General features: G+C 74.4%; 21 protein-coding genes. 10 read left to right on the top strand and 11 right to left on the bottom strand.

What is annotated here, in order from left to right:
* Positions 1 to 747, bottom strand: coding sequence for an ABC transporter ATP-binding protein (locus ACZ3YL_RS22740; protein ID WP_465659384.1), 747 nt, complete (start codon positions 745 to 747; stop codon positions 1 to 3).
* Between the two features lie 152 nt (positions 748 to 899).
* On the opposite strand from ACZ3YL_RS22740, the gene ACZ3YL_RS22735 reads away from it, so the two are divergent.
* A complete protein-coding gene (locus ACZ3YL_RS22735; protein WP_465659382.1) occupies positions 900 to 2,177 on the top strand; it encodes a sensor histidine kinase in 1,278 nt (425 codons plus the stop codon).
* Positions 2,165 to 2,833 carry a response regulator gene (locus tag ACZ3YL_RS22730; RefSeq protein ID WP_465659380.1) on the top strand — a complete coding sequence of 223 codons (669 nt, stop codon included), beginning with the start codon at positions 2,165 to 2,167 and terminating at the stop codon, positions 2,831 to 2,833. Before ACZ3YL_RS22735 ends, ACZ3YL_RS22730 begins: the two co-directional genes overlap by 13 nt.
* Here ACZ3YL_RS22730 and ACZ3YL_RS22725 read toward each other — a convergent pair whose 3' ends face one another.
* Genes ACZ3YL_RS22725 through ACZ3YL_RS22715 form a run of 3 tightly spaced genes read right to left on the bottom strand, consistent with a single transcriptional unit; the run spans position 2,834 to position 6,155 of the window.
* Entirely contained in the window at positions 2,834 to 3,994 is a 1,161-nt protein-coding gene (locus ACZ3YL_RS22725) for a glycosyltransferase family 4 protein (protein ID WP_465659379.1), read from the bottom strand. It lies immediately after the preceding gene.
* A gap of 29 nt (positions 3,995 to 4,023) precedes the next feature.
* Positions 4,024 to 4,863, bottom strand: a complete 840-nt coding sequence (locus tag ACZ3YL_RS22720; RefSeq protein WP_465659377.1) for an FkbM family methyltransferase — start codon at positions 4,861 to 4,863, stop codon at positions 4,024 to 4,026.
* Complete coding sequence (locus ACZ3YL_RS22715; RefSeq protein WP_465659375.1) at positions 4,860 to 6,155, bottom strand: hypothetical protein; 1,296 nt, start codon at positions 6,153 to 6,155, stop codon at positions 4,860 to 4,862. Before ACZ3YL_RS22715 ends, ACZ3YL_RS22720 begins: the two co-directional genes overlap by 4 nt.
* A gap of 217 nt (positions 6,156 to 6,372) precedes the next feature.
* Here ACZ3YL_RS22715 and ACZ3YL_RS22710 point away from each other — a divergent pair, with 217 nt between their 5' ends.
* Positions 6,373 to 7,272: a Gfo/Idh/MocA family protein gene (locus ACZ3YL_RS22710; RefSeq protein WP_317621472.1), complete on the top strand. Its 900-nt coding sequence runs from the start codon at positions 6,373 to 6,375 to the stop codon at positions 7,270 to 7,272.
* A gap of 215 nt (positions 7,273 to 7,487) precedes the next feature.
* Positions 7,488 to 8,042, top strand: coding sequence for a GNAT family N-acetyltransferase (locus ACZ3YL_RS22705; RefSeq protein WP_188309430.1), 555 nt, complete (start codon positions 7,488 to 7,490; stop codon positions 8,040 to 8,042).
* A 6-nt stretch (positions 8,043 to 8,048) separates the two neighbouring features.
* Here ACZ3YL_RS22705 and ACZ3YL_RS22700 read toward each other — a convergent pair whose 3' ends face one another.
* From ACZ3YL_RS22700 to ACZ3YL_RS22680, 5 genes are all read right to left on the bottom strand, one after another.
* Positions 8,049 to 10,412, bottom strand: a complete 2,364-nt coding sequence (locus ACZ3YL_RS22700) for an ATP-binding cassette domain-containing protein (protein WP_188309429.1) — start codon at positions 10,410 to 10,412, stop codon at positions 8,049 to 8,051.
* A gap of 93 nt (positions 10,413 to 10,505) precedes the next feature.
* A complete protein-coding gene (locus ACZ3YL_RS22695) occupies positions 10,506 to 10,919 on the bottom strand; it encodes a VOC family protein (protein WP_465659374.1) in 414 nt (137 codons plus the stop codon).
* A 267-nt stretch (positions 10,920 to 11,186) separates the two neighbouring features.
* Entirely contained in the window at positions 11,187 to 11,930 is a 744-nt protein-coding gene (locus ACZ3YL_RS22690; RefSeq protein WP_188309427.1) for a class I SAM-dependent methyltransferase, read from the bottom strand.
* A gap of 87 nt (positions 11,931 to 12,017) precedes the next feature.
* Complete coding sequence (locus tag ACZ3YL_RS22685) at positions 12,018 to 12,776, bottom strand: class I SAM-dependent methyltransferase (RefSeq protein WP_465659372.1); 759 nt, start codon at positions 12,774 to 12,776, stop codon at positions 12,018 to 12,020.
* Positions 12,769 to 13,272: a GNAT family N-acetyltransferase gene (locus ACZ3YL_RS22680; protein ID WP_188309425.1), complete on the bottom strand. Its 504-nt coding sequence runs from the start codon at positions 13,270 to 13,272 to the stop codon at positions 12,769 to 12,771. The genes ACZ3YL_RS22685 and ACZ3YL_RS22680 overlap by 8 nt, the downstream gene beginning before the upstream one ends.
* A gap of 287 nt (positions 13,273 to 13,559) precedes the next feature.
* On the opposite strand from ACZ3YL_RS22680, the gene ACZ3YL_RS22675 reads away from it, so the two are divergent.
* The 4 genes from ACZ3YL_RS22675 to ACZ3YL_RS22660 all read left to right on the top strand — a co-directional run bounded on the left by ACZ3YL_RS22675 (position 13,560) and on the right by ACZ3YL_RS22660 (position 20,066).
* A complete protein-coding gene (locus tag ACZ3YL_RS22675) occupies positions 13,560 to 15,218 on the top strand; it encodes an acyclic terpene utilization AtuA family protein (RefSeq protein ID WP_465659413.1) in 1,659 nt (552 codons plus the stop codon).
* Positions 15,215 to 16,813 carry an acyl-CoA carboxylase subunit beta gene (locus tag ACZ3YL_RS22670; protein ID WP_465659370.1) on the top strand — a complete coding sequence of 533 codons (1,599 nt, stop codon included), beginning with the start codon at positions 15,215 to 15,217 and terminating at the stop codon, positions 16,811 to 16,813. The genes ACZ3YL_RS22675 and ACZ3YL_RS22670 overlap by 4 nt, the downstream gene beginning before the upstream one ends.
* Positions 16,814 to 16,821: 8 nt before the next feature.
* A complete protein-coding gene (locus ACZ3YL_RS22665) occupies positions 16,822 to 18,777 on the top strand; it encodes an acetyl/propionyl/methylcrotonyl-CoA carboxylase subunit alpha (protein ID WP_465659369.1) in 1,956 nt (651 codons plus the stop codon).
* 101 nt (positions 18,778 to 18,878) lie between these two features.
* On the top strand, positions 18,879 to 20,066 hold the full coding sequence (locus tag ACZ3YL_RS22660) for an acyl-CoA dehydrogenase family protein (protein WP_465659367.1): 1,188 nt from the start codon (positions 18,879 to 18,881) through the stop codon (positions 20,064 to 20,066).
* A 15-nt stretch (positions 20,067 to 20,081) separates the two neighbouring features.
* Here ACZ3YL_RS22660 and ACZ3YL_RS22655 read toward each other — a convergent pair whose 3' ends face one another.
* Together ACZ3YL_RS22655 and ACZ3YL_RS22650 are read right to left on the bottom strand one after the other, a co-directional pair.
* A complete protein-coding gene (locus ACZ3YL_RS22655; RefSeq protein ID WP_465659365.1) occupies positions 20,082 to 20,768 on the bottom strand; it encodes a class F sortase in 687 nt (228 codons plus the stop codon).
* On the bottom strand, positions 20,755 to 21,456 hold the full coding sequence (locus tag ACZ3YL_RS22650; RefSeq protein ID WP_465659364.1) for a hypothetical protein: 702 nt from the start codon (positions 21,454 to 21,456) through the stop codon (positions 20,755 to 20,757). The genes ACZ3YL_RS22655 and ACZ3YL_RS22650 overlap by 14 nt, the downstream gene beginning before the upstream one ends.
* Positions 21,457 to 21,680: 224 nt before the next feature.
* On the opposite strand from ACZ3YL_RS22650, the gene ACZ3YL_RS22645 reads away from it, so the two are divergent.
* Both ACZ3YL_RS22645 and ACZ3YL_RS22640 read left to right on the top strand, forming a co-directional pair.
* On the top strand, positions 21,681 to 23,267 hold the full coding sequence (locus ACZ3YL_RS22645) for a 4-coumarate--CoA ligase family protein (RefSeq protein ID WP_188305319.1): 1,587 nt from the start codon (positions 21,681 to 21,683) through the stop codon (positions 23,265 to 23,267).
* Positions 23,268 to 23,374: 107 nt separating this feature from the next.
* Positions 23,375 to 23,995 (top strand): TetR/AcrR family transcriptional regulator, encoded by a 621-nt coding sequence (locus ACZ3YL_RS22640; protein ID WP_188305318.1) that lies wholly within the window; start codon positions 23,375 to 23,377, stop codon positions 23,993 to 23,995.
* The last annotated feature ends 111 nt before the right edge of the window (positions 23,996 to 24,106 follow it).

Genomic DNA, 24,106 nt, shown 5'->3' with positions numbered 1-24,106 from the left:
TCACTGCTCCCAGACGCTCAGTTGGTGGGCCACCGCCTCGGCGGTCGGCTGGTCGAGCCGGCCGACGATCCGCCCGTCGGACAGGAACACCACCCGGTCCGCGCAGGCCGCCGCGGCCGGGTCGTGGGTCACCATGGCGATCGTCCGGCCCTCGTGGTCGACCGCGTCCCGCAGCAGTTGCATCACCTGGCGGCCGTTGCGCCGGTCGAGCGAGCCGGTCGGCTCATCGGCGAAGATGATCTCCGGCTCGGCCGCCAGCGTCCGGGCGATCGCCACCCGCTGCTGCTGGCCGCCGGACAGCTGGGCCGGCCGGCGGTCGGCCTGGTCCTCCAGCCCCACCATGCGCAGCGCCTCGACCACGTCGCCGCGCCGCACCTTGCGGCCCTGCAACCGCAGCGGCAGCGCCACGTTCTCGAAGGCCGTGAGCATCGGCAGCAGGTTGAACTGCTGGAAGACGAAGCCGATCCGGCTGCGCCGCGCCTCGGTCAGCTGCCGCTCGTCGCAGGCCGCCAGGTCGGTGTCGCCGAGCAGCACCTTGCCGCTCTCCGGCCGGTCCAGGCCGGCCGCGCAGTTGAGCAGGGTGGTCTTGCCGGAGCCGGACGGCCCCATCACCGCGGTCAGGGCGCGCTGGGGGAAGCCCAGGCTGACCCCGCGCAACACCGGGACCGGTCCGGCGGAGCTCGGGTAGCTCTTGGTGACGCCGACCAGGTTGACGGCGGGCAGCTGGATGTCGGTGAGCAGTGACATGCCCCCAGTCCAACAGAGCGCGGCCGCGGGCGCAGTGGGCCTGCGAGGAGTCCTGGGGGTTGGGTTTTCCCTACCATCCACCGGTCCCGGAGGGCCGATAGAGTCGGCCCGAGGTTCGTACGCGTGCGGCGAGGTAGGGGAGGAGAGCGCCGATGACGGTTGCCGTGTGGGAGGCCGTGCGACGGCGGCCGCTGGGCTTCCTGTGGTCGTCCTGGCCGCTGCGGGCCTGGGCCTTCCTGTTGACCGGCACCGTTCAGGGCGCCGTCTCGCTGGTGGCGCTGGCCGCGCTGCTGTTCGTCGGGGTCGGGCTGTCCGTGGTCGGGGTCGGGCTGGTGGTGCTGGCCGGGGTGGCCGTGCTCGGGGTGCCGATGGCCGCACTGGAACGGCGCCGGCTGCTGCTGGTCGAGCCGGTGCCGCTGCCCGACCCGCACGGCTCGCTGCCCGGCGCGGGGGCGGCGGCCTGGCTGCGGACCAGGCTGAAGGAGCGGGCGACCTGGCGCGAACTGGCGTACCTGCTGATCCAGGCCGTGCTGTACACCGCGAGCGGGATCGGCTTCGTCGCGCTGCTCGGGATCTCACTGATCCTCCTGACCACGCCGCTGATCGTCTGGGCGATCAGCCCGGACACCGTGATGCTCTGGCCCGGCCACCCGATCTCGGACCCGGTCACGGCGCTGCCCGGCAGCGCCGCCGGCCTGCTCGGGCTGGTGGTCTCCGCCTACGCCGGGGCCCTGCTGGCCGGGGCGCAGGTGCGCACGGCGCAGTTCCTGCTCCCGGTGCGGGACGAGGACCTCGGCACCCGGGTGGTCGAACTCACCCGCTCCCGGGCCCGGTTGGTGGACGCCTTCGAGGCCGAGCGGAGCCGGATCGAGCGCGATCTGCACGACGGCGCCCAGCAGCAGCTGGTCGCCCTGAGCATGACCCTGGGGCTGGCCGAGCTGGAGCTGCGCGGGCAGCACCCGGCCGCCGCCGAGCTGGTCACCCGTGCCCGCGGCGAGGCGAAGCGGGCCCTGGAGCAGTTGCGCACCCTGGTGCGCGGGATCCATCCGCAGGTGCTCACCGACCACGGGCTGCCCGCGGCGGTGGCCGAGCTGGCGCTGCGCAACCCGATCCCGGTGACCGTCGACATCGACCTGCCGGACCGGTTGCCCGGCCCGGTCGAGACGGCCGCCTACTTCACCATCACCGAGGCGCTGACCAACGTCTCCAAGCACAGCGGCGCGGACGAGGTCGCCGTCGCGGCCCATCTGAAGGGCGAGAAGCTGGTGCTGCTCGTCACCGACAACGGCCACGGCGGGGCCGATCCCGCTGCCGGTGCCGGCCTCCAGGGGCTGGCCGACCGGGTGGCCATCCTGAAAGGACGACTCATCGTGACCAGCCCGGTCGGAGGACCGACCCAACTGCGTGTGGAGGTCCCGTGCTCCGTGTAGTGCTCGCCGAGGACGCCGTCCTGTTGCGGGCCGGCCTGGTGGAGCTGCTCGGGCGGGTCGGCCACCGGGTGGTCGCCGCGGTCGGCGACGCCGGGGAACTGGCCCGTGCCGTCGACGCCGAGCGGCCCGACATCGTCATCACCGATGTGCGGATGCCGCCGGACTTCCGGGACGAGGGGCTCCGGGCCGCCGTCGAACTGCGCTCCCGGCACCGGGGCCTGCCCGTCCTGGTGCTCTCCCAGTACGTGGCGACGGCGTACGCGACCCAGCTGTTCGGCAGCGACGCCTCCACCGACGGCGGCCTCGGGTACCTGCTCAAGGACCGGGTCGGGGAGGTCACCGACTTCCTCGACGCGCTGGAACGGGTGGCGGGCGGGCAGACCGTGCTGGACCCGGAGGTGGTCCGGGTGCTGCTCCAGCAGCGCACCGCCGACGAGCCGCTGAAGCGCCTCACGCCGCGCGAGCGGGAGGTGCTGGGGCTGATGGCGGAGGGGCTCAACAACCAGTCGATCGCCCAGCGGCTGACCGTCACCGAGGCCTCGGTGGTCAAGCACTCCAGCAACATCTTCATGAAGCTGGACCTCGACCCGGTCGAGGGCAACCGGCGGGTCCTCGCGGTGCTCGCCTACCTGCGCGGCGGCGGGGCGCGGGCGTAGTCACTCCACCGGCGGGACGGTGACGGAGCGCAGCTCCACCCCGGGGGTGAGCAGCCGGGTGAGCTGCTCCGCCGAGGCGTCCCAGGACCACTGCTCGGACACCCACGCCCGGCCGCGCCGCCCGAACTCCCGGGCCCGGTCGGCGTCCAGCAGGGCCGCCGCGACGGCGTCCGCGACGGCCGGCACGGACCGGCCGTCCACCACGCTGCCGGTCCGGCCGTCCAGCACGGTGTCCGGGGCGCCGCCGGAGTCGCCGGCCACGACGGGAAGCCCGCTCGCGGCGGCCTCCAGGAAGACGATGCCCAGCCCCTCCGCCTCCAGTCCGGCCTTCCTGGTCCGGCACGGCATGGCGAAGACGTCCGCCGCGGCGTAGTACCAGACCGTCGAGGCGTGGTCCTGGCCGCCCGCGAACACCACGGCGCCCGGGGCGAGTTGGCTCGCCAACCGGCGCAGCCGCGACTCGTCCGGGCCGTGCCCGACGATCACCAGGACGGCGTCCGGGACGCTTCGGCGGATCAGCGGCAGCGCCCGGATCAGGGCGTCCTGGCCCTTGCGCGGCACCAGCCGGGACACGCACAGGATCACCTTGGCGTCGCCGAGCCCGTACTGCTCGCGGATCACCCGGCGGTGCTCCGGCGAGGGCCGGAAGGCCTCGGCGTCCACACCGGGGACGAGCCGCACCAGCCGGGCCCGCGGCCCCAGCGCCGGGGCGATCCGGCGCCGGGTGTACTCGCCGAGGTAGGTGACCACGTCGACGTGGTCACCGATCCGGCGCAGCAGCCGGCGGGCGAGCGGGGCGCGGGCCCACCAGATCTCGTGGCCGTGGGTGGTGGCGACGGTCCGCTCGATGCCGCCCCGCCGCAGCGCGGGCGCCATCGCGGCCAGCGGCGCGGCGGCGCCGAACCAGACCCGGTCGCAGCCGTGGGCGCGGGCGATCTCCAGCGTCCGGCGGGTCACCCGGGCGGTCGGCAGCAGGGTGCGGCTCCGGTCCCGGACCACCGGGAAGGGCAGGGTGGCGTCGTACGCGGCGTCACCCGGCTCGCTGGAGGTGTAGACGACCACGTCGTCGTCCGGGACGCGCACCGCCATGGCGTGCACGAAGGTCTCGATGCCGCCCTGCCGGGGCGGGAAGTCGTTGGTGACGATCAGGGTGGTTCCCATGGGGGTTGTGGCCTCGCATCCGGGAGGGGTCAGACGGTGAAGAGGTAGTTGCGGCAGTCGTCGGTGACCTGCGGGGCCGGGACCCACCGGCCGCGCCACCAGCGGTGCGCCCGGTAGCCGTACTGCTCCAGGTGCCGGGGCACGTCGGCCGCGCGCGACCCGTACTTGCGCAGGTGCCGGTCCTCGATCTCCAGCAGCAGCGTCGGCCGGTGACGGCGCAGGGTGGCCGCCCCGCCCCGGAGCACGGCCAGTTCGGCGCCCTCGACGTCGGCCTTGATGAACGAGGGCCGGGTCAGGCGCAGTTCGTCCGCCAGTTGGTCGAGCGTGGCGACCCGGGCGGGTATCCGCACGGAGGCGGTGAACTCGGCGTTCGGCCCGGGGCCGTCGGCGCCCTCGGTGAGGTACGTCCGGCCGTGCACCGGCAGCCCGCGGCGCTTGGGCAGGCTGAGCGTGCCGCGCCCCGGCTCCGCGCCGAGGGCGAGCCGGTGCACGGCGACGTTGCGGGTGCCGAGCAGCCGCGAGGCGGTGCGCAGCCAGCGGGCCGGGCCGGGCAGCGGCTCCACGCTGTGGACCGCGCCGGACGGGCCGACCAGCGCGGACAGCACCCAGGTGTAGAGGCCGTACTCGGCGCCGATGTCGAGGCAGGTGGCGCCGGGGGCGACGACCTGGCGCAGGCCGGCGACCTCGTCCTCGACGAAGGACAGCCGGCCCCCGCCCCAGCGCAGGGCGGCGGCGACGGTCGCGGCGCGGGCGCCGACCGGTCGGGGCCGGGGCCCGGCCGTGTGGTCGGTGTGCTCGGTGCGGTCGGTGAAGTCGGTGTGGTCGGCAGGGTCGAGCGGTGTCGCGGCGTCCGACGGGTGGAGGCTCAACGGACACCTCCTTCCTGGGAGGAACGGGTGATGGATGCGGTCGCGGGCTCGGGCAGCGGGCTCGGGCTCGGGCGCGGGGCCGCCGGGCCGGTCCCGGGCATGACGCGGGCCCAGAGCGCCAGCACGGCCGGCAGTGCGAGGTAGCCGAACCGGCCGGCCGGGGCCAGCAGGAAGGCCGCGCCCAGGCCGAGGGCCAGCCGGTCGGCGGCGGCGACCAGGTCGCGGGGCGGCCGGCGCACCAGCGAGACGGCGACGGTCAGGCCGCCGAGCAGCAGCAGCGCGACCGCCACGTACCACCCGGCCGACCCGAGGTCGGCGAGCAGCTTGCCCGGCAGCGGGCTGGCCGCCTCGGTGCGCAGCCCGCCGCGGCCGAGCGGGAAGGCCAGCACCTGGTCGACCATCGGCCCGGGGGCGAGCAGCGCGGCGGGCAGCACCAGCGCGGCGGTGCCGAGGAACGCCACCGCGAAGCAGCGGGCCGCGGCCCGCCGGCCGGCCGTGGCGGCGAGCAGGGCAGCGGCGACGGCGACGGCCGGCCAGGAGGTCCACTTCATCGCGCAGGCCACGGCCAGCACCAGCCCGGTGGCCGCCGGGCGGCGCACTGCGGCCAGGGCGAGCGCCAGGCAGAGCAGGCCGGTCAGCGGCAGGTCGATGCCGCTGACCGCGAGCGGCAGCGCCACCACCGGCGAGGCGACCAGCGCGGCCAGCACCGTCCCCGGCGGTACCGCACCCCAGCGTGGCCGGGCGGCCGGTCTGGCGGGTGCGGCCAGCCGCAGCAGCCGGTGGGCCGGCCACAGGCCGCCGAGCAGCACGGCCGCGCACCACACCCGGGGGTCGCCGGCCAGCCGGGCGAGCGGGCCCGCGCCGCCGAGCAGCGCGTGTGGGACGCCCAGCAGCGCCATGGCCGGCAGATAGGGCGTCACCTCGTCCACCGTGCGCGGGGCGTCGAGGTACGGGGACGCCTGGTGCAGCAGTAGTGAGCCGGACCGCTCGATCACCCCGACCTCGCTCTGCGCCGCCCCGGTGTGCACCAGGAGCAGCAGCGGAAGCACGACCGCCCCGGCGAGCGCGAGGACGGCCGAGCCGAGCCGGGCGTCCCGCCGCGAGGGCAGCAGCACGGTGACCGCCGCGCCCAGGTAGCCGACCGCGGCGACGGTGCCCCAGGTCCGGTGCGGACCGAGGGAGGAGACGAGGGGGAACGCGGCGGCCCAGGCGGCGCATGCGAGCCATCCGGCGCACCAGAACCACCTGTGCCCGTCCGCTCCCGGGGCCCGGTGGGCCAGGTGAGTGAGCACCCGTCCATTGCAGCCGCCGGCGGCCGGTGACGTCACGACAGCCAGGTCGAGGACCGGTGGTCGGGTTTCCTCTACCATCCGTGCGCCGGGCGGCCGTTGAGCACCGTCGGTCGGCGGGCCCGGAACGGTCGGAACGGACCGCGTAGGGTGGCCGGGACGAAGATCGGCCGCACCCCAGGGAGCACCCATGACCTCGACCGCTGTCCCCGCCGGCCCGCTGCCGGTCGGGGTGATCGGACTCGGCGACATCGCGCAGAAGGCGTACCTGCCGGTGCTGACCGCCCTGCCCGGCCTGGACCTGCGGCTGATGACCCGGGACCGGGCCAAGCTGGACCGGCTGGGGGAGGCCCACCGGATCGACGCCGAGCGGCGGTTCACCGACCTGGACGCGCTGGTCGACAGCGGCATCCGGGCCGCCTTCGTGCACGCGGCCACCGACCAGCACGTGCCGATCGTCGAGCGGCTGCTCGACGCCGGGGTGGACGTGTACGTGGACAAGCCGCTCGACTACACCGTGGACGGCGCCCGGAAGCTGGTCGACCTCGCCGACCGGACCGGCCGCTCGCTGATGGTCGGCTTCAACCGGCGCCACGCGCCCGGCTACGCCCAGGCCCTGGAGCGCCCGCGCGACCTGATCGTGCTGCAGAAGAACCGCGAGGGACTCGCCGAGGCCGCGCGGACGCTGGTCTTCGACGACTTCGTGCACGTGGTGGACACCCTGCGGTTCCTGGCGCCCGGCGAGATCGAGCACGTGGACGTCCGGGCCCGCAAGGACCGTGAGGGCCTGGTGGAGCACGTGGTGCTCACCCTCGGCGGCGAGGGGTTCACCGCGCTGGGCATCATGAACCGGGTCTCCGGCTCGACCGAGGAGGTCCTGGAGGTCTCCGGCGGCGACTCCAAGCGTGAGGTGCGCAACCTGGCCGAGGTGATCGACCACCGCGGCCAGCCCACCGTCCGGCGCCGCGGCGACTGGGTGCCGGTGGCCCGTCAGCGCGGCATCGAGCAGTGCGTGCTGGCCTTCCTGGACGCCGTCCGGGCCGGGCGGACCCTGGACGCCCACGACGCGCTGCGCACCCACGAGCTGTGCGAGCTGATCGTGGAGCGGATCGGGGAGTGAGCAGGGGAGTGGGCCGGGGAGTGGGCAGGGGAGTGGGCCGGGGAGGCGGCTACGCCACGGACGACGTGGCGCACATCAGCGCCGAGTCCGCCCGGCAGGCCGGCGGCCACGACCCGCAGGCGGTCCGGATCAAGCCCTGATCCCCGGCCCGGTTATCCTGCCTCCGCCGCCGGTGACCACCGGCGGCGGAGCCATTGCACCTGATGGGGGACGGCGTGGACGGTACGAGGACCGAGGCCGGAGGGGGCGGCGCGGCCGGCCCGGAGTACCGGATCGAACGGATCGGACGCGAGGACTGGGAGCGGCTGCGCACCATCCGGCTGGCCCAACTCCTGGACACTCCGCTGGCGTTCGGCGAGACCCACGCGTACGCGCTGCTCCAGGGCGAGGGCAACTGGCGGGCCCGGACGGACTGGCTGAACGAGCCCGGCCGGATCGGCCTGGTCGCGGTGGATCCGGCCGACGGCCGGTGGGTCGCCACCATGCTCTCGATCCCCAGCCGCAAGACCGCGACCGTCGACCTGATCGGCGTCTGGGTCGACCCGGCGCACCGCGGCCGTGAGCGCGGCGTCGCCGACGCCCTGCTGGACGCGGTCATCGCCTGGGCCCGGGAGGGCGGCGCCGAGTGGATGCTGCTCGGCGTCCACGAGGCGAACGACCGCGCCGCCGCCTTCTACCGGCGGCGCGGCTTCACGTACACCGGCGGCGAGACGCCGTACGTGCTGGACGAGAGCGCCCGGATCCTGGAGATGGTCCTTCCGCTCGGCTGAGGCCCGTCAGGCGCCCACGTACTCCGCCAGGTGCTCGCCGGTCAGCGTGGAGCGGGCGGCGACCAGCTCGGCCGGGGTGCCCTCGAACACCACCCGGCCGCCGTCGTGCCCGGCACCCGGGCCGAGGTCGATGATCCAGTCCGCGTGCGCCATGACGGCCAGGTGGTGCTCGATCACGATCACCGACTTGCCGGAGTCCACCAGCCGGTCCAGCAGGCCGAGCAGCTGCTCCACGTCCGCCAGGTGCAGACCGGTGGTCGGCTCGTCCAGGACGTAGACCCCGCCCTTGTCCGCCATGTGGGTGGCCAGCTTCAGCCGCTGGCGCTCACCGCCGGACAGCGTGGTCAGCGGCTGGCCCAGGCTGACGTACCCGAGGCCGACGTCGGCGAGCCGCTCCAGGATCCGGTGCGCGGCCGGCAGCTTCGCCTCCCCGTCGCCGAAGAACTCCTCGGCCTCGGTCACCGACATCGCCAGCACCTCGCTGATGTCCCGGCCGCCCAGCCGGTACTCCAGCACCGAGGCCTGGAAGCGCTTGCCCTCGCAGTCCTCGCAGGTGCTGGCCACCCCGGCCATCATCGCCAGGTCGGTGTAGACCACGCCCGCGCCGTTGCAGGTCGGGCAGGCGCCCTCCGAGTTGGCGCTGAACAGGGCCGGCTTGACGGCGTTCGCCTTGGCGAAGGCCTTGCGGATCGGTTCGAGCAGCCCGGTGTAGGTGGCCGGGTTGCTGCGCCGGGAGCCCTTGATGGCGCCCTGGTCGACCGAGACCACGCCGTCCGCCGAAGGGATCGAGCCGTGGATCAGCGAGCTCTTCCCGGAGCCCGCGACCCCGGTCACCACGGTCAGCACCCCGAGCGGGACGTCCACGTCCACGTCCCGCAGGTTGTGGCGGTTCGCGCCGCGGATCGCCAGCGTCCCGGTGGACTTGCGCACCTCCTCCCGCAGCGCCGTCCGGTCCGCCAGGTGGCGGCCGGTGACGGTGCCGCTCCCGCGCAGCCCCGCCACGCTGCCCTCGAAGCACACCGAGCCGCCCGCCGCGCCCGCCCCGGGGCCGAGGTCCACCACGTGGTCGGCGATCGCGATGGTCTGCGGCTTGTGCTCCACCACCAGCACCGTGTTGCCCTTGTCCCGCAGCCGCAGCAGCAGGTCGTTCATCCGGCTGATGTCGTGCGGGTGCAGCCCGGTGGTGGGCTCGTCGAAGACGTACGTGGTGTCGGTGAGCGAGGAGCCCAGGTGGCGGATCATCTTGACGCGCTGCGCCTCGCCGCCGGACAGGGTGCCGGAGGGGCGGTCGAGGGAGAGGTAGCCGAGGCCGATCTCCACGAAGGCGTCCAGCGCCTGCCGCAGCGCGGAGAGCAGCGGCGCCACCGAGGGCTCGTCCAGGGCGCGGACCCAGTCCGCCAGGTCGCTGATCTGCATCGCGCAGGCGTCGGCGATGCTGATGCCGGCGATCGTGGAGGAGCGGGCGGCCGCGCTCAGCCGGGTGCCCTCGCAGTCCGGGCAGGCGGTGAAGGTGACGGCGCGCTCCACGAAGGCCCGGATGTGCGGCTGCAGCGCCTCCTTGTCCTTGGACAGCATGGACTTCTGGATCTTGGGGATCAGGCCCTCGTAGGTGAGGTTGACCCCGTTGACCTTGACCTTGGTGGGCTCCCGGTACAGGAAGTCCTGGAGTTCCTTCTTCGTGTACTCGCGGATCGGCTTGTCCGGGTCGAGGAAGCCCGAGTTGGCGTACACCCCGACCGTCCACCAGCTGTCCACCTTCCAGCCGGGGATGGTGATGGCGCCCTCGGCGATCGACTTGCCGTCGTCGTACAGCTGGGTGAGGTCGATGTCGGAGACGCTGCCCCGGCCCTCGCAGCGCGGGCACATGCCGCCGGTGATGCTGAAGCTGCGCCGCTCCTTGACCGTCTTGCCGCCGCGTTCCACCGTCACCGCGCCGGCGCCGCTGATCGAGGGGACGTTGAAGGAGAAGGCCTTGGGGGAGCCGATGTGCGGGGTGCCGAGCCGGCTGAACAGGATGCGCAGCATCGCGTTGGCGTCGGTCGCGGTGCCGACGGTGGAGCGCGGGTCGGCGCCCATCCGCTGCTGGTCGACGATGATCGCGGTGGTCAGGCCCTCCAGGACGTCCACCTCGGGGCGGGCCAGGGTCGGCATGAAGCCCTGGACGAAGGCGCTGTAGGTCTCGTTGATCAGCCGCTGCGACTCGGCGGCGACGGTGTCGAAGACCAGCGAGCTCTTGCCGGAGCCGGACACCCCGGTGAACACCGTCAGCCGGCGCTTGGGGATGTCGACGCTGACGTCCTTGAGGTTGTTCTCGCGTGCCCCGTGCACGCGGATCAGGTCGTGGCTGTCGGCGACGTGCGGCTCGGCCATCGTTCTCTTCGCTCCTGGTGGTCGGGCGGATCCTACGGACAGATGGATCGGGCCCGCCCCGGCCGGGGGTGGCCGGGGCGGGCCCGGGAGGGGTCAGCGCACTTCGTTGAAGCGGACCATGGTGCCCGCCGGGTCGCGGAAGGCGCAGTCGCGGACGCCGTACGGCTGGAGGGTCGGCTCCTGGACGAGCTCGGCGCCGCCGGACTTCAGCCGGTCGAACACCCCGTCCAGGTCGGCGGTGGCGAGCACCACCCGGGCGTACGTTCCCTTGGCCATCATCTCGGTGATGGTACGCCGCTCGTCCTCGGTGATGCCCGGGTCCGCGAACGGCGGCTCCAGCACCAGCGACACGCTCGGCTGGCCGGCGGGCCCGACGGTGATCCACCGCATCGGGCCGCCGCCGACGTCCTGGCGGACCTCGAAGCCCAGCAGGTCGCGGTAGAAGGCGAGCGAGGCCTCCGGGTCGGTGTGGGGGAGGAAGGTCCAGTGAATGCTGATGTCGTTCATGACGGCAACGCTAGGCGCGGCCCCCGGGCGGGCGCTTCTCGAATCCTGATCGGTCTGCTCCGGGGGTGTCCGGTTTCTCCGGACGGCACGGCTTCCCCGGGCAGCCCGACGGCCCGACCCCCGGTCGGACCAGTGTCCGGGGGCCGGGCCGTCGGGTCCGCTCAGGTACGCAGGCGCCCGGCCGCTTGGGTGGCTCAGCCGCTCCAGCAGCTCGGACGCTCAGCAGCTCAGCAGCTCAGCAGCTCAGCAGCTCAGCAGCTCAGCCGCTCAGGCGCGGCAGCGCAGCAGCTCCAGCGGCGGGTGGGCGAGCACATCCGCCCAGAACTCCGCGCCGAACTCGCGCAGGCCCGCCTCGGAGATCCGCAGCGGCACCCACTCCAGCTCGGTGAACCCGGCCGCCCGCAGCGACTCCTCGTAGATCTCGCGGCGCGGGACCGTACCGAGGATGCTGATCGGCTGGGGGTCGAGGAGCGCGGTCACCCGCACCCGCGGGCCGGTCTCGGCCTGCTCACCGGTCGGCTCGCAGCGGAACCCGTACCGCTCCAGGGAGGGACAGTCGAAGGCGTAGTCCGGCTTCTGGGCGAAGACGTAGAAGCCCGCGCCCGGCACCAGGCTGCGGTGGATGGTGCGGCACATCCGGTCCAGCGCGGCACGGTCCTCCGCGTAGTTGAGGCACTGCACCGCCAGCGCCACGTCGAACTGCCGTTCCAGCGGCCGTAGTTCGGCCACGTCGCCGACCTCGTAGCGGACCCCGAGCGGCTCGCGTTCCTCGAACGACCGGGCGGCGGCGATCATTTCGGTGGAGATGTCGACCCCGAGCACGTCCGCCGCGCCGCGCCGGCGCAGCTCCCGACTGTAGAAGCCGGTGCCGCAGGCCAGGTCCAGGACCGCCTTGCCGCGCACGTCCCCGACCAGGCCGAGCACGCTCGGCACCTCGCCGTAGCGGGTCAGGGGCAGTGCCTTGAAGCCCTCGAACGCCTCGCCGATCAGGTCGTACTGCTGCACGCTCATCGCGTCGTCCTCCCGTGTGCGCCACCGTGTGCTGTGCTGGGAGTCTTGCGCAGCCTGACGCGCCGTCGTACTGGCGGAAGCCACGAATCAGCGGCGCCGCGCGAGGTGCGCGGTGATGTCCGCGTCCAGTCGGACGCGCTCCGGCAGCGCGGCCAGGATCCGGCGGAACACCTCCGCCCGGGTGTCCTGCGACAGGAGGAGATAGGCCGAGACGGTGGACAGATGGCCGACGTACTCCTCCGCGGTCCTCGTCAACTGCCGGGCCAGCACGGCCTGTCGGACGTCGGTGAACCACTCGGAGCGCCGCAGCTCGGTGCCCGGCCACTGCATCGCCTGCTCCGGCGGCGTGCCGTCCGGGGAGGGCACGTCGTCTCTCTCCAGGAACGGCGCCCGGGCCGTGCGGACGGCCTCCGCCACCGCCGGGTCGGCCGGCTCCACCGGCCCGCCGAAGCAGGCGAACACCCCACCGGGCGCCAGCAGTCGGGCCATTCGCGCCCACCGCCCCCGCGGGCGGGTCCAGTGCAGTGAGGCCGCCGCGTACACCAGGTCGTACGGTTCGCCCGGAGGCAGCTCCTCGAAGGCCGCCCGCACCGTCCGGACGTTCGCCGGGGTGTGCCGGCGCAGTTCGGCGAGCATGGCGCCGTCCGGCTCGGTCGCGGTGACGGCCACGCCGCGCCCGGCGAACAGCCGGGTCGCCTTGCCCGTCCCGGCGCCGATCTCCAGGGCCGTGCGCACCGGCCGGCCGGCGTACTGCGCGACCAGGTCGAAGAGTTCGGCGGGATACCCGGGCCGGTAGCGCTCGTAGGCCTCGGCGACCGGTCCGAAACTCCGCGCGCGCTCAGGCATTCGGGGCCTCCGGCAGCGCCAGCCACTCCTCCCAGGTGAGGTCGCGCCCCAGGAGCCGCGGCTGCCGGAACGGCCAGTCGGTGGCGATCCATCGCGGCACCAGCGCGTCCAGGGCCCGCTCCACCTCGCCGCCGGCCAGCTCGTCCACCACCCACCAGGCGATCTCGCCGTCCGCCCCGGCCCGCTCCGGCGGGTCGATGTACACGCACCCGCGCACCGCCGTCTCCGCGTCGTCCAGCAGCACGTAGTTGAACGACTGGTGCGCGGCGATCTCCCGTTCGTGCCGTGCCAGGTCGACCCGGTTCGCCTCGGCCGTGATCGTCTCGGCCGGCCACCCCCAGGCCGGTCCGAAGATCCCGAACAGCCGCTCCCGCGACCCCATCACGGCCGGATAGTCCATCGGTGCGTCCGCCTCCCGGATCGGCCGCAGGTGGTACGCCCCGCCGAGCAGCGGCACATGGACGGGGTGGACGAAGTCAGCGGGAAGCCAGGTCATACCGCTGAGGCTATCCACGAACCGGCCGTGAACGCACCGGGTATCTGCCCGGCCCCAGGCCGGCAGCGTCCGCCCGCCCGGTGATGGCGGCCGCGCCCCGGGAGGGGGAAAACAAGCAGGCATGATTGCTTTTTTCTCCGGCCGGTGCCACGCTGCTGCCCGGTGGCACTCGTGCGGAGTGCCGCCAACCCACCGGCAGGGGAGGCGCATTGGCGCGCGCGAGCTCGGTACTGCGGATCGGCAATGCCTCGGGGTTCTACGGGGACCGCTTCGCGGCGGTGCGGGAGATGCTCACGGGCGGGCCGCTGGACGTGCTCACCGGGGACTACCTCGCCGAGCTGACCATGCTGATCCTGGCCCGGGACCGGTTGAAGGACCCGTCGCTCGGATATGCCCGGACGTTCCTGCGGCAGATGGAGGAGTGCCTCGGGCTGGCCCGGGACCGGGGCGTGCGGATCGTGGTGAACGCCGGTGGCCTCAATCCGGCCCGACTCGCCGAGCAGCTGCGGGAGTTGGCGCGACACCTGGGCGTGCCGACGGCCGTCGCCCATGTCGAGGGTGACGACCTGCTGCCGCGCCGGGCCGAACTCGGGCTGCCCGAGGGCCTGTTGGCCGCCAACGCGTATCTCGGCGGCTTCGGCATCGCCGCCTGCCTGGCCGGGGGCGCGGACGTGGTGGTCACCGGCCGGGTCACGGACGCGGCGCTGGTGGCCGGGCCGGCGATCGCCCACTTCGGCTGGACACCCGAGGATCTGGACGCCCTCGCCGGGGCGGTGGTGGCCGGGCACGTCCTGGAGTGCGGGGCGCAGGCCACCGGCGGCAACTACGCCTTCTTCCGCGAGCACGACGTGGACCACCCGGGCTTCCCGCTGGCCGAGCTGCACCCGGACGGCTCCAGCGTGATCACCAAGCACCCCGGCACCGGCGGGGCCGTCACCGTCGGCACCGTCACCGCCCAACTCCTGTACGAGACGGGCGGGCCGCACTACCTCGGCCCCGATGTGACCGCCCGGCTGGACACCGTCCGGCTCACCGAGGAGGCCCCGGACCGGGTGCGGATCGACGGCGTGCGCGGCGAGGCCCCGCGACCCACCCTCAAGGTCGGGCTGAACCGTCTCGGCGGCCACCGCAACGAGGTGGTCTTCGTCCTCACCGGACTGGACATCGAGGCCAAGTCCGCCCTGGTGCAACGCCAGTTCGCCGCCGCCCTGCCGCCCGAGGCCCGCCCCGCCGAGCTGCGCTGGACCCTGGCCCGCACCGACCACCCGGACGCCGACACCGAGGAGGCCGCCTCGGCCCTGCTCCGGCTGACCGCCCGGGACCGGGACCCGGCCCGGGTCGGGCGCGAACTGGGCAAGGCCGCGGTGGAGTTGGGCCTCGCCGGGTACCCGGGCTTCCACCTCACCGCCCCGCCCGGCCCGGGTGCGCCGTACGGGGTGTTCACCGCCGCCCGGGTGAACGCCAAGCTGGTCGAGCACACCGCCGTGCTGCCGGACGGCCGCCGGATCGCCGTCCCGCCCGCCCCGGTGACCTCCCGGCCGGTCGACACCCACCCGGCCGACATCCAACCAGCCGACACCCAAGCCGAGTTGCCCGACCCGCTGCCGCCCGGCCCGACCCGCCGCGCCCCGCTCGGCCTGCTGCTCGGCGCCCGCAGCGGCGACAAGGGCGGCGACGCCAACCTGGGCGTCTGGGCCCGCAGCGAGGACGGCTGGCGCTGGCTGGCGCACACCCTCACCGTCCCGAAGCTGCGCGAACTGCTGCCCGAGACCGCCGAGTTGCCCGTCACCCGGCACCTGCTGCCGCACCTCAGAGCGGTCAACTTCACCCTCACCGGCCTGCTCGGCGAGGGCGTCGCCGCCCAGCACCGCTTCGACCCGCAGGCCAAGGCCCTGGGCGAGTGGCTGCGCTCGCGCCACCTCGACATTCCGGAGGTCCTGCTGTGACCGTGCTGCCCACCCGCGTCGACCCGGCCGGGGCCGAGTACGCCGAGCACCGTGCCGCGATGACCGCCAAGCTGGCCGCGCTGGACGCCGAGCACGCCAAGGCGCTGGCCGGCGGCGGCCCCACGTACGTGGAGCGCCACCGCAAGCGGGGCAAGCTGCTGGCCCGGGAGCGGATCGAGCTGCTGGTCGACCAGGACTCGCCGTTCCTGGAGCTGTCCCCGCTGGCCGCCTGGGGCAGTGACTACCCGGTGGGCGCCGCGCTGGTGACCGGGATCGGGGTGATCGAGGGCGTGGAGTGCGTGATCACGGCCAACGACCCGACGGTGCGCGGCGGCGCCAGCAACCCGTGGACGCTGCGAAAGGCCCTGCGGGCCAACGAGATCGCGCTGAACAACCGGCTCCCGGTGGTCAACCTGGTGGAGTCCGGCGGCGCGGACCTGCCCAGCCAGAAGGAGATCTTCATCCCCGGCGGGGCCCTGTTCCGCGACCTCACCCGGCTGTCCGCGGCCGGGATCCCCACCGTGGCCGTGGTGTTCGGCAACTCGACGGCCGGCGGCGCCTACGTGCCGGGCATGTCGGACCACACCGTGCTGGTCAAGGAGCGCGCCAAGGTGTTCCTCGGCGGCCCGCCGCTGGTGAAGATGGCCACCGGCGAGGAGGCCGACGACGAGTCGCTGGGCGGCGCCGAGATGCACGCCCGCACCTCCGGGCTGGCCGACCACTTCGCGGTGGACGAGGCGGACGCCCTGCGGACCGCCCGCCGGGTCGTCGCCCGGCTGGACCACCGCAAGCCGGGCCCCGGGCCGGACCGGCGCGCCGAGCCGCCCAGGTACGACGAGGAGGAGCTGCTGGGCATCGTCCCCGGCGACCTCAAGGTGCCCTTCGACCCGCGCGAGGTGATCGCCCGGATCGTCGACGGCTCCGACTTCGACGAGTTCAAGCCGCTCTACGGCAGCAGCCTGGCCACCGGCTGGGCCCGGCTGCACGGGTACCCGGTCGGCGTCCTGGCCAACGCCCAGGGCGTGCTGTTCAGCGCGGAGTCCCAGAAGGCCGCCCAGTTCATCCAGTTGGCCAACCAGCGGAACACCCCGCTGCTGTTCCTGCACAACACCACCGGCTACATGGTGGGCCGGGACTACGAGCAGGGCGGCATCATCAAGCACGGCGCGATGATGATCAACGCCGTCGCCAACTCCAGGGTGCCGCACCTGTCCGTCTTGCTGGGCGCCTCCTACGGGGCCGGCCACTACGGCATGTGCGGACGGGCCTACGAGCCGCGCTTCCTGTTCTCCTGGCCGAGCGCCAAGTCCGCGGTGATGGGCCCGCAGCAGCTCGCCGGGGTGCTGTCGATCGTGGCCCGTCAGTCCGCCGCGGCGAAGGGGCAGCCGTACGACGAGGACGCCGACGCGGCGATCCGGGCGATGGTCGAGCAGCAGATCGAGGCGGAGTCGCTGCCGGTCTTCCTGTCCGGCCGGCTGTACGACGACGGCGTGATCGACCCGCGTGACACCCGTACGGTGCTCGGCCTGTGCCTGTCCGCGATCCACAACGCGCCGGTCGAGGGCGCGCGTGGCTACGGCGTCTTCCGACTGTGAGAGGGCAGATGACTTCCAGGAAATCGATCGACAACCTGCTGGTCGCCAACCGCGGCGAGATCGCCCGCCGGGTGTTCCGCACCTGCCGGGAGCTGGGCATCGCGACCACCGCCGTCCACTCCGACCCGGACGCCGACGCCCCGCACGTACGGGAGGCCGACGCGGCCGTCCGACTGCCCGGCGCCGCGCCCGCCGACACCTATCTGCGCGGCGAGCTGATCATCCGGGCGGCTCTCCAGGCCGGCGCGGACGCCGTCCACCCGGGGTACGGATTCCTGTCCGAGAGCGCCGAGTTCGCCCGCGCCGTGCTGGACGCGGGCCTGGTGTGGGTCGGCCCGCCGCCGGCCGCGATCGCCGCGATGGGCTCCAAGACGGCCGCCAAGCGGCTGATGGCCGCGGCCGGGGTGCCCGTGCTGGCGGCGCTCGCCGAGCCGGCCGAGGCCGACCTGCCGGTGCTGGTGAAGGCGGCGGCGGGCGGCGGCGGCCGCGGCATGCGGGTGGTCCGCCGGCTGGCGGACCTCCCGGCCGAGCTCGCGGCCGCCCGGGCCGAGGCGGCCAAGGCCTTCGGCTCGGACGAGGTGTTCTGTGAGCGCTACCTGCCCACCGGCCGGCACGTGGAGGTGCAGGTGCTGGCCGACGCCCACGGCACGGTGTGGGCGGTGGGCGACCGCGACTGCTCGTTGCAGCGGCGGCACCAGAAGGTGATCGAGGAGGCCCCGGCCCCCGGCCTGCCGCCGCGGGTGCGGGCCGAGCTGCACGCGGCGGCGGTGAACGCGGCCCGGGCGATCGGCTACGTCGGCGCCGGCACCGCCGAGTTCCTGCTCGCCGAGGACGGCCGGTTCCACTTCCTGGAGATGAACACCCGGCTCCAGGTGGAGCACCCGGTCACCGAGGCGGTCACCGGCCTGGACCTGGTGGCGCTCCAACTGGCCGTCGCCGAGGGGGAGGAGCTGGCGTCGGACGCGCCGCCGCCGACCACCGGCCACGCGATCGAGGCCCGGCTGTACGCCGAGGACCCGGCCAAGGACTGGCAGCCCGCCACCGGCACCCTGCACCGGCTCGAACTGGTCGCGGAGCACCAGGAGTTCACCGGCGCGGGGCTGCGACTGGACTCCGGGGTCGAGTCCGGCAGCGAGATCACCCCGCACTACGACGCGATGCTCGCCAAGGTGATCGTCCGGGCGCCGACCCGCGCCGCGGCGGCCCGCCGGCTGGCCGACGCGCTGGCCCGGGCCCGGATCCACGGCCCGGCCACCAACCGGGAGTTGCTGGTCCGCGCCCTGCGGCACCCGGCCTTCCTGGCCGGCCGGGTGCACACCGGCTTCCTCGCCGAGCACGCGGCCGAGCTCCTCGCCCCCGACACCGGGGGCACCGGCCGGGCCGCCCTGGCCGCGGCCCTCGCCGACGCCGCCGACCGCGCCGGCGCGCCGCACGGAACGTTCCCCTCCGGCTGGCGCAACCTGCCCTCCCAGCCCCAGTCCAAGCGCTACCGGGCCGCGGACGGCACCGAGTCGGAGGTGCGCTACCGCCGGACCAGGGCCGGCCTGGAGGCCGAGGACCACCCGGACGTCGAACTGGTCGAGGCCCGGCCCGATTACGTCGTGCTGCGCGAGGGCGAGGTCCGGCGCCGCTACGACGTCGCCCGCTACGGCGACCGGGTGTACGTCGACGCCCCGACCGGCGGCACCGCCCTCACCGCCCTGCCGCGCTTCCCCGACCCCACCGCCCGGACCGAACCCGGCGCCCTGCTCGCCCCGATGCCCGGCACCGTCCTGCGCACCACCGCCGCCGTCGGTGACACCGTCACGGCGGGCCGGCCGCTGCTCGTGCTGGAGGCGATGAAGATGGAGCACCGCGTCACCGCCCCCACCGACGGCACCCTGGTCGAACTGCACGTCACCCCCGGCCAGCAGGTGCGGCTCGGCGCCCTGCTCGCCGTCATCAAGTCCCCCGAAGAGGCCTGAGCACGCACTCGAGCCGCCTGAGCACGCACCCGAACCGCCTGAGCACCCTCCCGAACCGCCTGAGCACGCGCCCGAACATCCGGAACAGAGGAAGGACCCGCATGTCGGCCATCGGCAGTCAGCTCCTCGAAACGCCCGAACGCACCGCCCTGCGCAAGGCCGTCGGCGACCTCGGCCGCCGCTACGGCTCCGCCTACTACCTCGCCAAGGCCCGGGCCGGCGAGCCCGCCGAGGAGCTGTGGGCGGACGCCGGCAAGGCCGGCTACCTGGGCGTCAACCTGCCCGCCGAGTACGGCGGCGGGGGCGGCGGCATCAGCGACCTCGCCATCGTCCTGGAGGAACTGGGCACCGCCGGCTGCCCGTTGCTGCTGCTGATCGTCTCCCCGGCGATCTGCGGCACGGTGATAGCCCGGTACGGCACCGAGGAGCAGAAGCAGCGCTGGCTGCCCGGACTGGCCGACGGCAGCCGCACGATGGCCTTCGGCATCACCGAGCCGGACGCCGGCAGCAACTCGCACCGGATCTCCACCATCGCCCGCCGGGACGGCGAGGACTGGCTGCTGACCGGCCGCAAGGTGTTCGTCTCCGGCATCGACCACTCGGACGCCGTGCTGTTCGTCGCCCGTACCGAGACCGTGGACACCGGAGGGGACCGCACCGGCAGGCTCAAGCCCTGCCTGTTCGTCGTCCCGCGCGACACCCCCGGCTTCGAGTACCGGGCGATCCCGATGGAACTCGTCGCCCCCGAGAAGCAGTTCCAGGTCTTCCTGGACGACGTCCGGCTGCCCGCCGACGCCCTGGTCGGGGACGAGAACGCCGGCCTGCTCCAGTTGTTCGCCGGCCTCAACCCGGAGCGCATCCTGACCGCCGCCTTCTCGCTCGGCCTGGCCCGCCAGGCGCTCGGCAAGGCGGTGGAGTACGCGAAGACCCGTACCGTCTGGTCCACCCCGATCGGCGCCCACCAGGGCCTGGCGCACCCGCTGGCCCAGTGCGCGGTGGAGATCGAGCTGGCCCGGCTGATGACCCAGAAGGCCGGGCTGCTCTACGACGCGGGCGAGGACCTGGCGGCCGGGGAGGCCGCCAACATGGCCAAGTACGCCGCGGGCGAGGCCGCCGCCCGGACGGTCGACCAGGCGGTGCAGACCCTCGGCGGCAACGGCCTCACCCAGGAGTACGGCCTGGGCGCGCTGCTGGCCGCCACCAGGGTCGGCCGGGTCGCCCCGGTGAGCCGGGAGATGGTGCTCAACTTCGTCGCCCAGCACACCCTGGGCCTGCCCAGGTCCTACTGACCGGGGGAGGTGGCGTCACCGCGCGTCCGTCAGGTGGGCGAAGACCACGGTGTTGGCCTCGTACCCGGTGCGCCGGTCGAACTTCCCGCCGCAGGTGATCAGCCGCAGCTCGGCCCGTTCGGTGGGGCCGTAGACCAGGGCGTCGGGGAAGTCCCGTTTGGGGAAGACCCGCACCTCGTCCACGGTGAACACGGCGGTGCGCCGGTCCTTGCGGGTCACCTCGACGGTGTCGCCGGGGCGCAGCAGTCCGAGCCGGTAGAACACGGCCGGGCCGGTGTGGCTGTCGGCGTGCCCGACGACCAGCGCGTTCCCGGCGGCGCCGGGGGTGGCGCCGTCCCGGTACCAGCCGGCCAGGTTGCGCTGCTCCATCGGCGGGGTGTTCAGCTGCCTGGCGGCGGTGAGCCCGAGTCCGGTGACCGGGGCGTCGACCTTGATCGCGGGGATCCGGATCCGGGTGGGCGCCGAGGCCGGCAGCGGCGGACGGGCGGGTGGCGGGGTCGGGCTCGGCTCGGCGACCGGTGACGGCGCCGCGGCCGGTCGGACGGCGGCGGGTGCGGGCGGCAGCGGCGGCCCGTCCCGGCCGGTGGTGCCGTCGTGCAGCAGCCAGGCGCCGCCCGCCGCCAACGCGAGCGCGGCGGCCCCGGCCCGCCAGGGGCCGGAGCCGCCGCGCGGCGCGCGGGTGGCGCGGTCAGGACTCGGCATTGCGCCCGGGCCGGCGGCGCATCGCGCGGATCCCCAGGCCGCCCGCGCCGACGATCAGCGCGACACCGCCGAGCACCTCGGCGGTGTCGGCGCCGGAGGTGCCGCCGCCACCGGTGCCGACCCCGCCGTGCGGGCCGCCGCTGGGCGTGGCGCCGGGCGAGTGGCCGGGGGAGACCGACGGCGAGTGCGAGGGGCTCGGGGACGTGGACGGCGAGGAGGAGGGCGAGGGTGACCCGGACGGCGAGGGCGACGGGGACGGCGAGGGGGAGGAGGTGGCGCAGGAGACGTCGAAGACCTTGTGCTTCGCGCTGCCGTTCTCGCCGACGAACGTCCAGTCGAGCTTGTAGTGCCCGTCCGGGAGGGTGAACAGGCCGGTGGCGCCCATCCCGCCGACCAGGGTGATGGAGCCGGACAGCACCTGGGCGGTGCCGGTCGGCGGCTGCTGCTCGATGGTCCAGTTGACCTGCTGGACGGTGTCGAAGTTGAAGGCGTCCAGGTAGAACCTGCAGACCTTCGGGTCGTCCCGCCGGTCGGTCACCAGTGTGGTGCTGTCGTGCACCTTGACGTCGCCGTTGTCGCCCGGCGCGGCGAAGGCGACCGGGGCTCCGCCGAGTGTGAGCACGGCCGCGACGCTGGCGGCGGCGAGCAGACGGCGGGCGGACGGCAGGGTGGCGGAGGTGGGTCTCACGGGGGTTGCTCCAGGGTCCGGGGCCGCTCCCGGGGGCGGGCGGCCGTGGTGCACACCGTCCGGGCGGGCACCCTGCGGAGCAACTGTGCCACGCGTGCTCCACCCCGGGTTCCCCACAATGGCCCAGCCTCCGCCCTGACTGTCCGTATGCTCCTCAACGCGCCCCGTTCCACCCCGTCTCGCCGGATTAGTTGCCGCGTCAACTTCCTTACTGGAGGCATACCTTGGTGTTCCGTAGCGAGTTCCCGGACGTCCCCGTCGTCGACCTGCCGATCCATGACGCCGTACTCGAGGCCGCCACCCGGTACGGCGACCGGCCGGCCCTGATCGACGGCCTCACCGGCGAGGAGGTCAGCTACGCCCGGCTCGCCGCCTCCGTCGAGCGGGTCGCCGCCGGACTGGCCGAGGCAGGGGTGCGCCAGGGCGACGTGGTGGCCCTGTTCAGCCCCAACTCGGTCGTCTACCCGATGGCCTACTACGGCGCCAGCCGGACCGGCGCCACCGTGACCACGGTGTCCTCCCTCAGCACCCCCGGCGAACTGGCCGGCCAGCTCGGGGACAGCGCCGCCCGCTGGCTGATCACCGTCTCCCCGTTCCTGCCGACCGCCCGGGCCGCCGCCGAGCTGCTCGCCGCCGCCGGCCGCCCGCTGACCCAGGTCATCGTGCTGGACGGCGCCGAGGGCCACCCCTCGCTCGCCGACCTGCTCGCCGCCACCGGCCCCGCCCCCGAGCCCGCCATCGCCCCCGGCGAGGACGTCGCCGTGCTGCCGTACTCCAGCGGCACCACCGGCCTGCCCAAGGGCGTGATGCTCACCCACCGCTCGATCGCCACCAACCTCGCCCAGACCGACGCCCTCTACCGCCCCTCGGTGGGCGAACGGGTGCTCGCCGTGCTGCCCTTCTTCCACATCTACGGCCTGACGGCGCTGCTCAACCAGCCGCTGCGGTGCGGCGCCACCGTGGTCGTCCTGCCCCGCTTCGACCTGGAGCAGTTCTGCGGCGCGATCGAGCGGCACCGGGTGCAGGGCCTGGTGGTCGCCCCGCCGATCGTCCTCGCCCTGGCCAAGCACCCGGTGGTGGAGCGCTTCGACCTCTCCTCGGTCGAGTACCTGCTGTGCGCCGCCGCCCCGCTGGACCAGGACCTCGCCGAGGCCTGCGCCCGCCGGCTGGGCCTGCCCCACCTGCTCCAGGGCTACGGGATGACCGAGCTGTCCCCGGTCACCCACGTGGTCTCGCCGACCGAGCAGGACCCGGTGCCCGGCTCGGTCGGCCGGCTGGTCCCCTCCACCGAACTGCGGGTCATCGCCCTGGACGGCTCCGGCGACGACCTCGGGCCGGGCGAGCAGGGCGAGCTGCTGATCCGCGGCCCGCAGGTGATGAAGGGCTACTTCGGCCGGCCCTCCGAGACCGCCGCCATGGTCGACGCCGAGGGCTGGCTGCACACCGGCGACATCGGCTACGTCGACGGGCGCGGCTACCTCTTCGTCGTCGACCGGGTCAAGGAGCTGATCAAGTACAAGGGCTACCAGGTCGCCCCGGCCGAACTGGAGGCCGTGCTGCTCGGCCACCCGCAGATCGCCGACGCCGCCGTGATCGGCGTCCGGGACGCGGAGGGGACGGAGTGCCCCAAGGCCTTCGTGGTCCGTGCCCGGGGCAGCGAGCTGACCGCGGAGGAGGTCACCGGCTACGTGGCCGGACACGTCGCCCCCTACAAGAAGGTGCGCGCGGTCGAGTTCGTGGACGCCGTCCCCAAGTCCGCGGCCGGCAAGATCCTCCGCCGCGAACTGCGCGCCCGCGAGGCCTCCCGCTGACCCCGGGCCCCACCCCCGGCGGCCGAGGACCGCGGCCGGTCTGTGAGGATCGACCCGCCGGGCCCCGACCGGAACAGACCCCATCGACACAGGAACTGCCACCCGCCATGACCAGCCAGCCCGCCGTCCGCACCCCCCAGCAGGACCGTAGCCGCGCGACCCGGGCCCGGCTGCTCGCGGCGGCCGTGGACTGCCTGGCCGAGCTCGGCTGGCAGGGCTCCACCGTCACCGTTGTCGCCGAACGGGCCGGCGTCTCCCGGGGCGCCGCCCAGCACCACTTCCCCACCCGCGAGGACCTCTTCACCGCGGCCGTCGAGCAGGTCACCGCCGAGCGGCTGGCAGCCGTCCGCGCCCATGCGGACGAACTGCCGGCCGCCGGCCCCGACCGCACCCGGGCCGTGGTCGACATGATCGTCCGCCTCTACACCGGCCCGCTGTTCCGCGCCGCTCTGCACCTGTGGACCGCCGCCGCCACCGAGGAGGGCCTGCGCGAGCGGATCGTCGCCCTGGAGGGCCGCGTCGGCCGGGAGGCCCACCGGGCCGCCGTGGAGTTCCTGGACGCCGACGAGACCCGCCCGGGCGTGCGCGAATCGGTGCAGGCCACCCTCGACCTCGCCCGCGGCCTCGGCCTGGCCAACCTGCTCACCGACGACAGCCTTCGACGTTCCGGAGTGATCCGGCAGTGGGCGGGCGTTCTGGAGAGTACGCTGCGGCCGGTACGCCCATGACGCCCGTACAACCGAGCGACCGGACGCCCCCTGACCAAGGGGTCGCCGGGCGGCCGATGTCCGTGCAGTCTGGAGAAGAAACCCGGCCGGCACCGACCGCGAGGCCCACCC

This window comes from Kitasatospora sp. NPDC023176, assembly GCF_055560495.1.
Note: the sequence above shows the minus strand (reverse complement) of the source record. Positions and strands in the feature narration are given on the sequence as shown.

Coding starts and splice junctions, on each gene's coding strand:
- ACZ3YL_RS22740 (WP_465659384.1), bottom strand. CDS start 747: ATGTCACTGCTCACCGACATCCAGCTGCCCGCCGTCAACCTGGTCGGC.
- ACZ3YL_RS22735 (WP_465659382.1), top strand. CDS start 900: ATGACGGTTGCCGTGTGGGAGGCCGTGCGACGGCGGCCGCTGGGCTTC.
- ACZ3YL_RS22725 (WP_465659379.1), bottom strand. CDS start 3,994: ATGGGAACCACCCTGATCGTCACCAACGACTTCCCGCCCCGGCAGGGC.
- ACZ3YL_RS22700 (WP_188309429.1), bottom strand. CDS start 10,412: ATGGCCGAGCCGCACGTCGCCGACAGCCACGACCTGATCCGCGTGCAC.
- ACZ3YL_RS22695 (WP_465659374.1), bottom strand. CDS start 10,919: ATGAACGACATCAGCATTCACTGGACCTTCCTCCCCCACACCGACCCG.
- ACZ3YL_RS22690 (WP_188309427.1), bottom strand. CDS start 11,930: ATGAGCGTGCAGCAGTACGACCTGATCGGCGAGGCGTTCGAGGGCTTC.
- ACZ3YL_RS22685 (WP_465659372.1), bottom strand. CDS start 12,776: ATGCCTGAGCGCGCGCGGAGTTTCGGACCGGTCGCCGAGGCCTACGAG.
- ACZ3YL_RS22680 (WP_188309425.1), bottom strand. CDS start 13,272: ATGACCTGGCTTCCCGCTGACTTCGTCCACCCCGTCCATGTGCCGCTG.
- ACZ3YL_RS22675 (WP_465659413.1), top strand. CDS start 13,560: ATGCTCACGGGCGGGCCGCTGGACGTGCTCACCGGGGACTACCTCGCC.
- ACZ3YL_RS22665 (WP_465659369.1), top strand. CDS start 16,822: ATGACTTCCAGGAAATCGATCGACAACCTGCTGGTCGCCAACCGCGGC.
- ACZ3YL_RS22660 (WP_465659367.1), top strand. CDS start 18,879: ATGTCGGCCATCGGCAGTCAGCTCCTCGAAACGCCCGAACGCACCGCC.
- ACZ3YL_RS22655 (WP_465659365.1), bottom strand. CDS start 20,768: ATGCCGAGTCCTGACCGCGCCACCCGCGCGCCGCGCGGCGGCTCCGGC.
- ACZ3YL_RS22640 (WP_188305318.1), top strand. CDS start 23,375: ATGACCAGCCAGCCCGCCGTCCGCACCCCCCAGCAGGACCGTAGCCGC.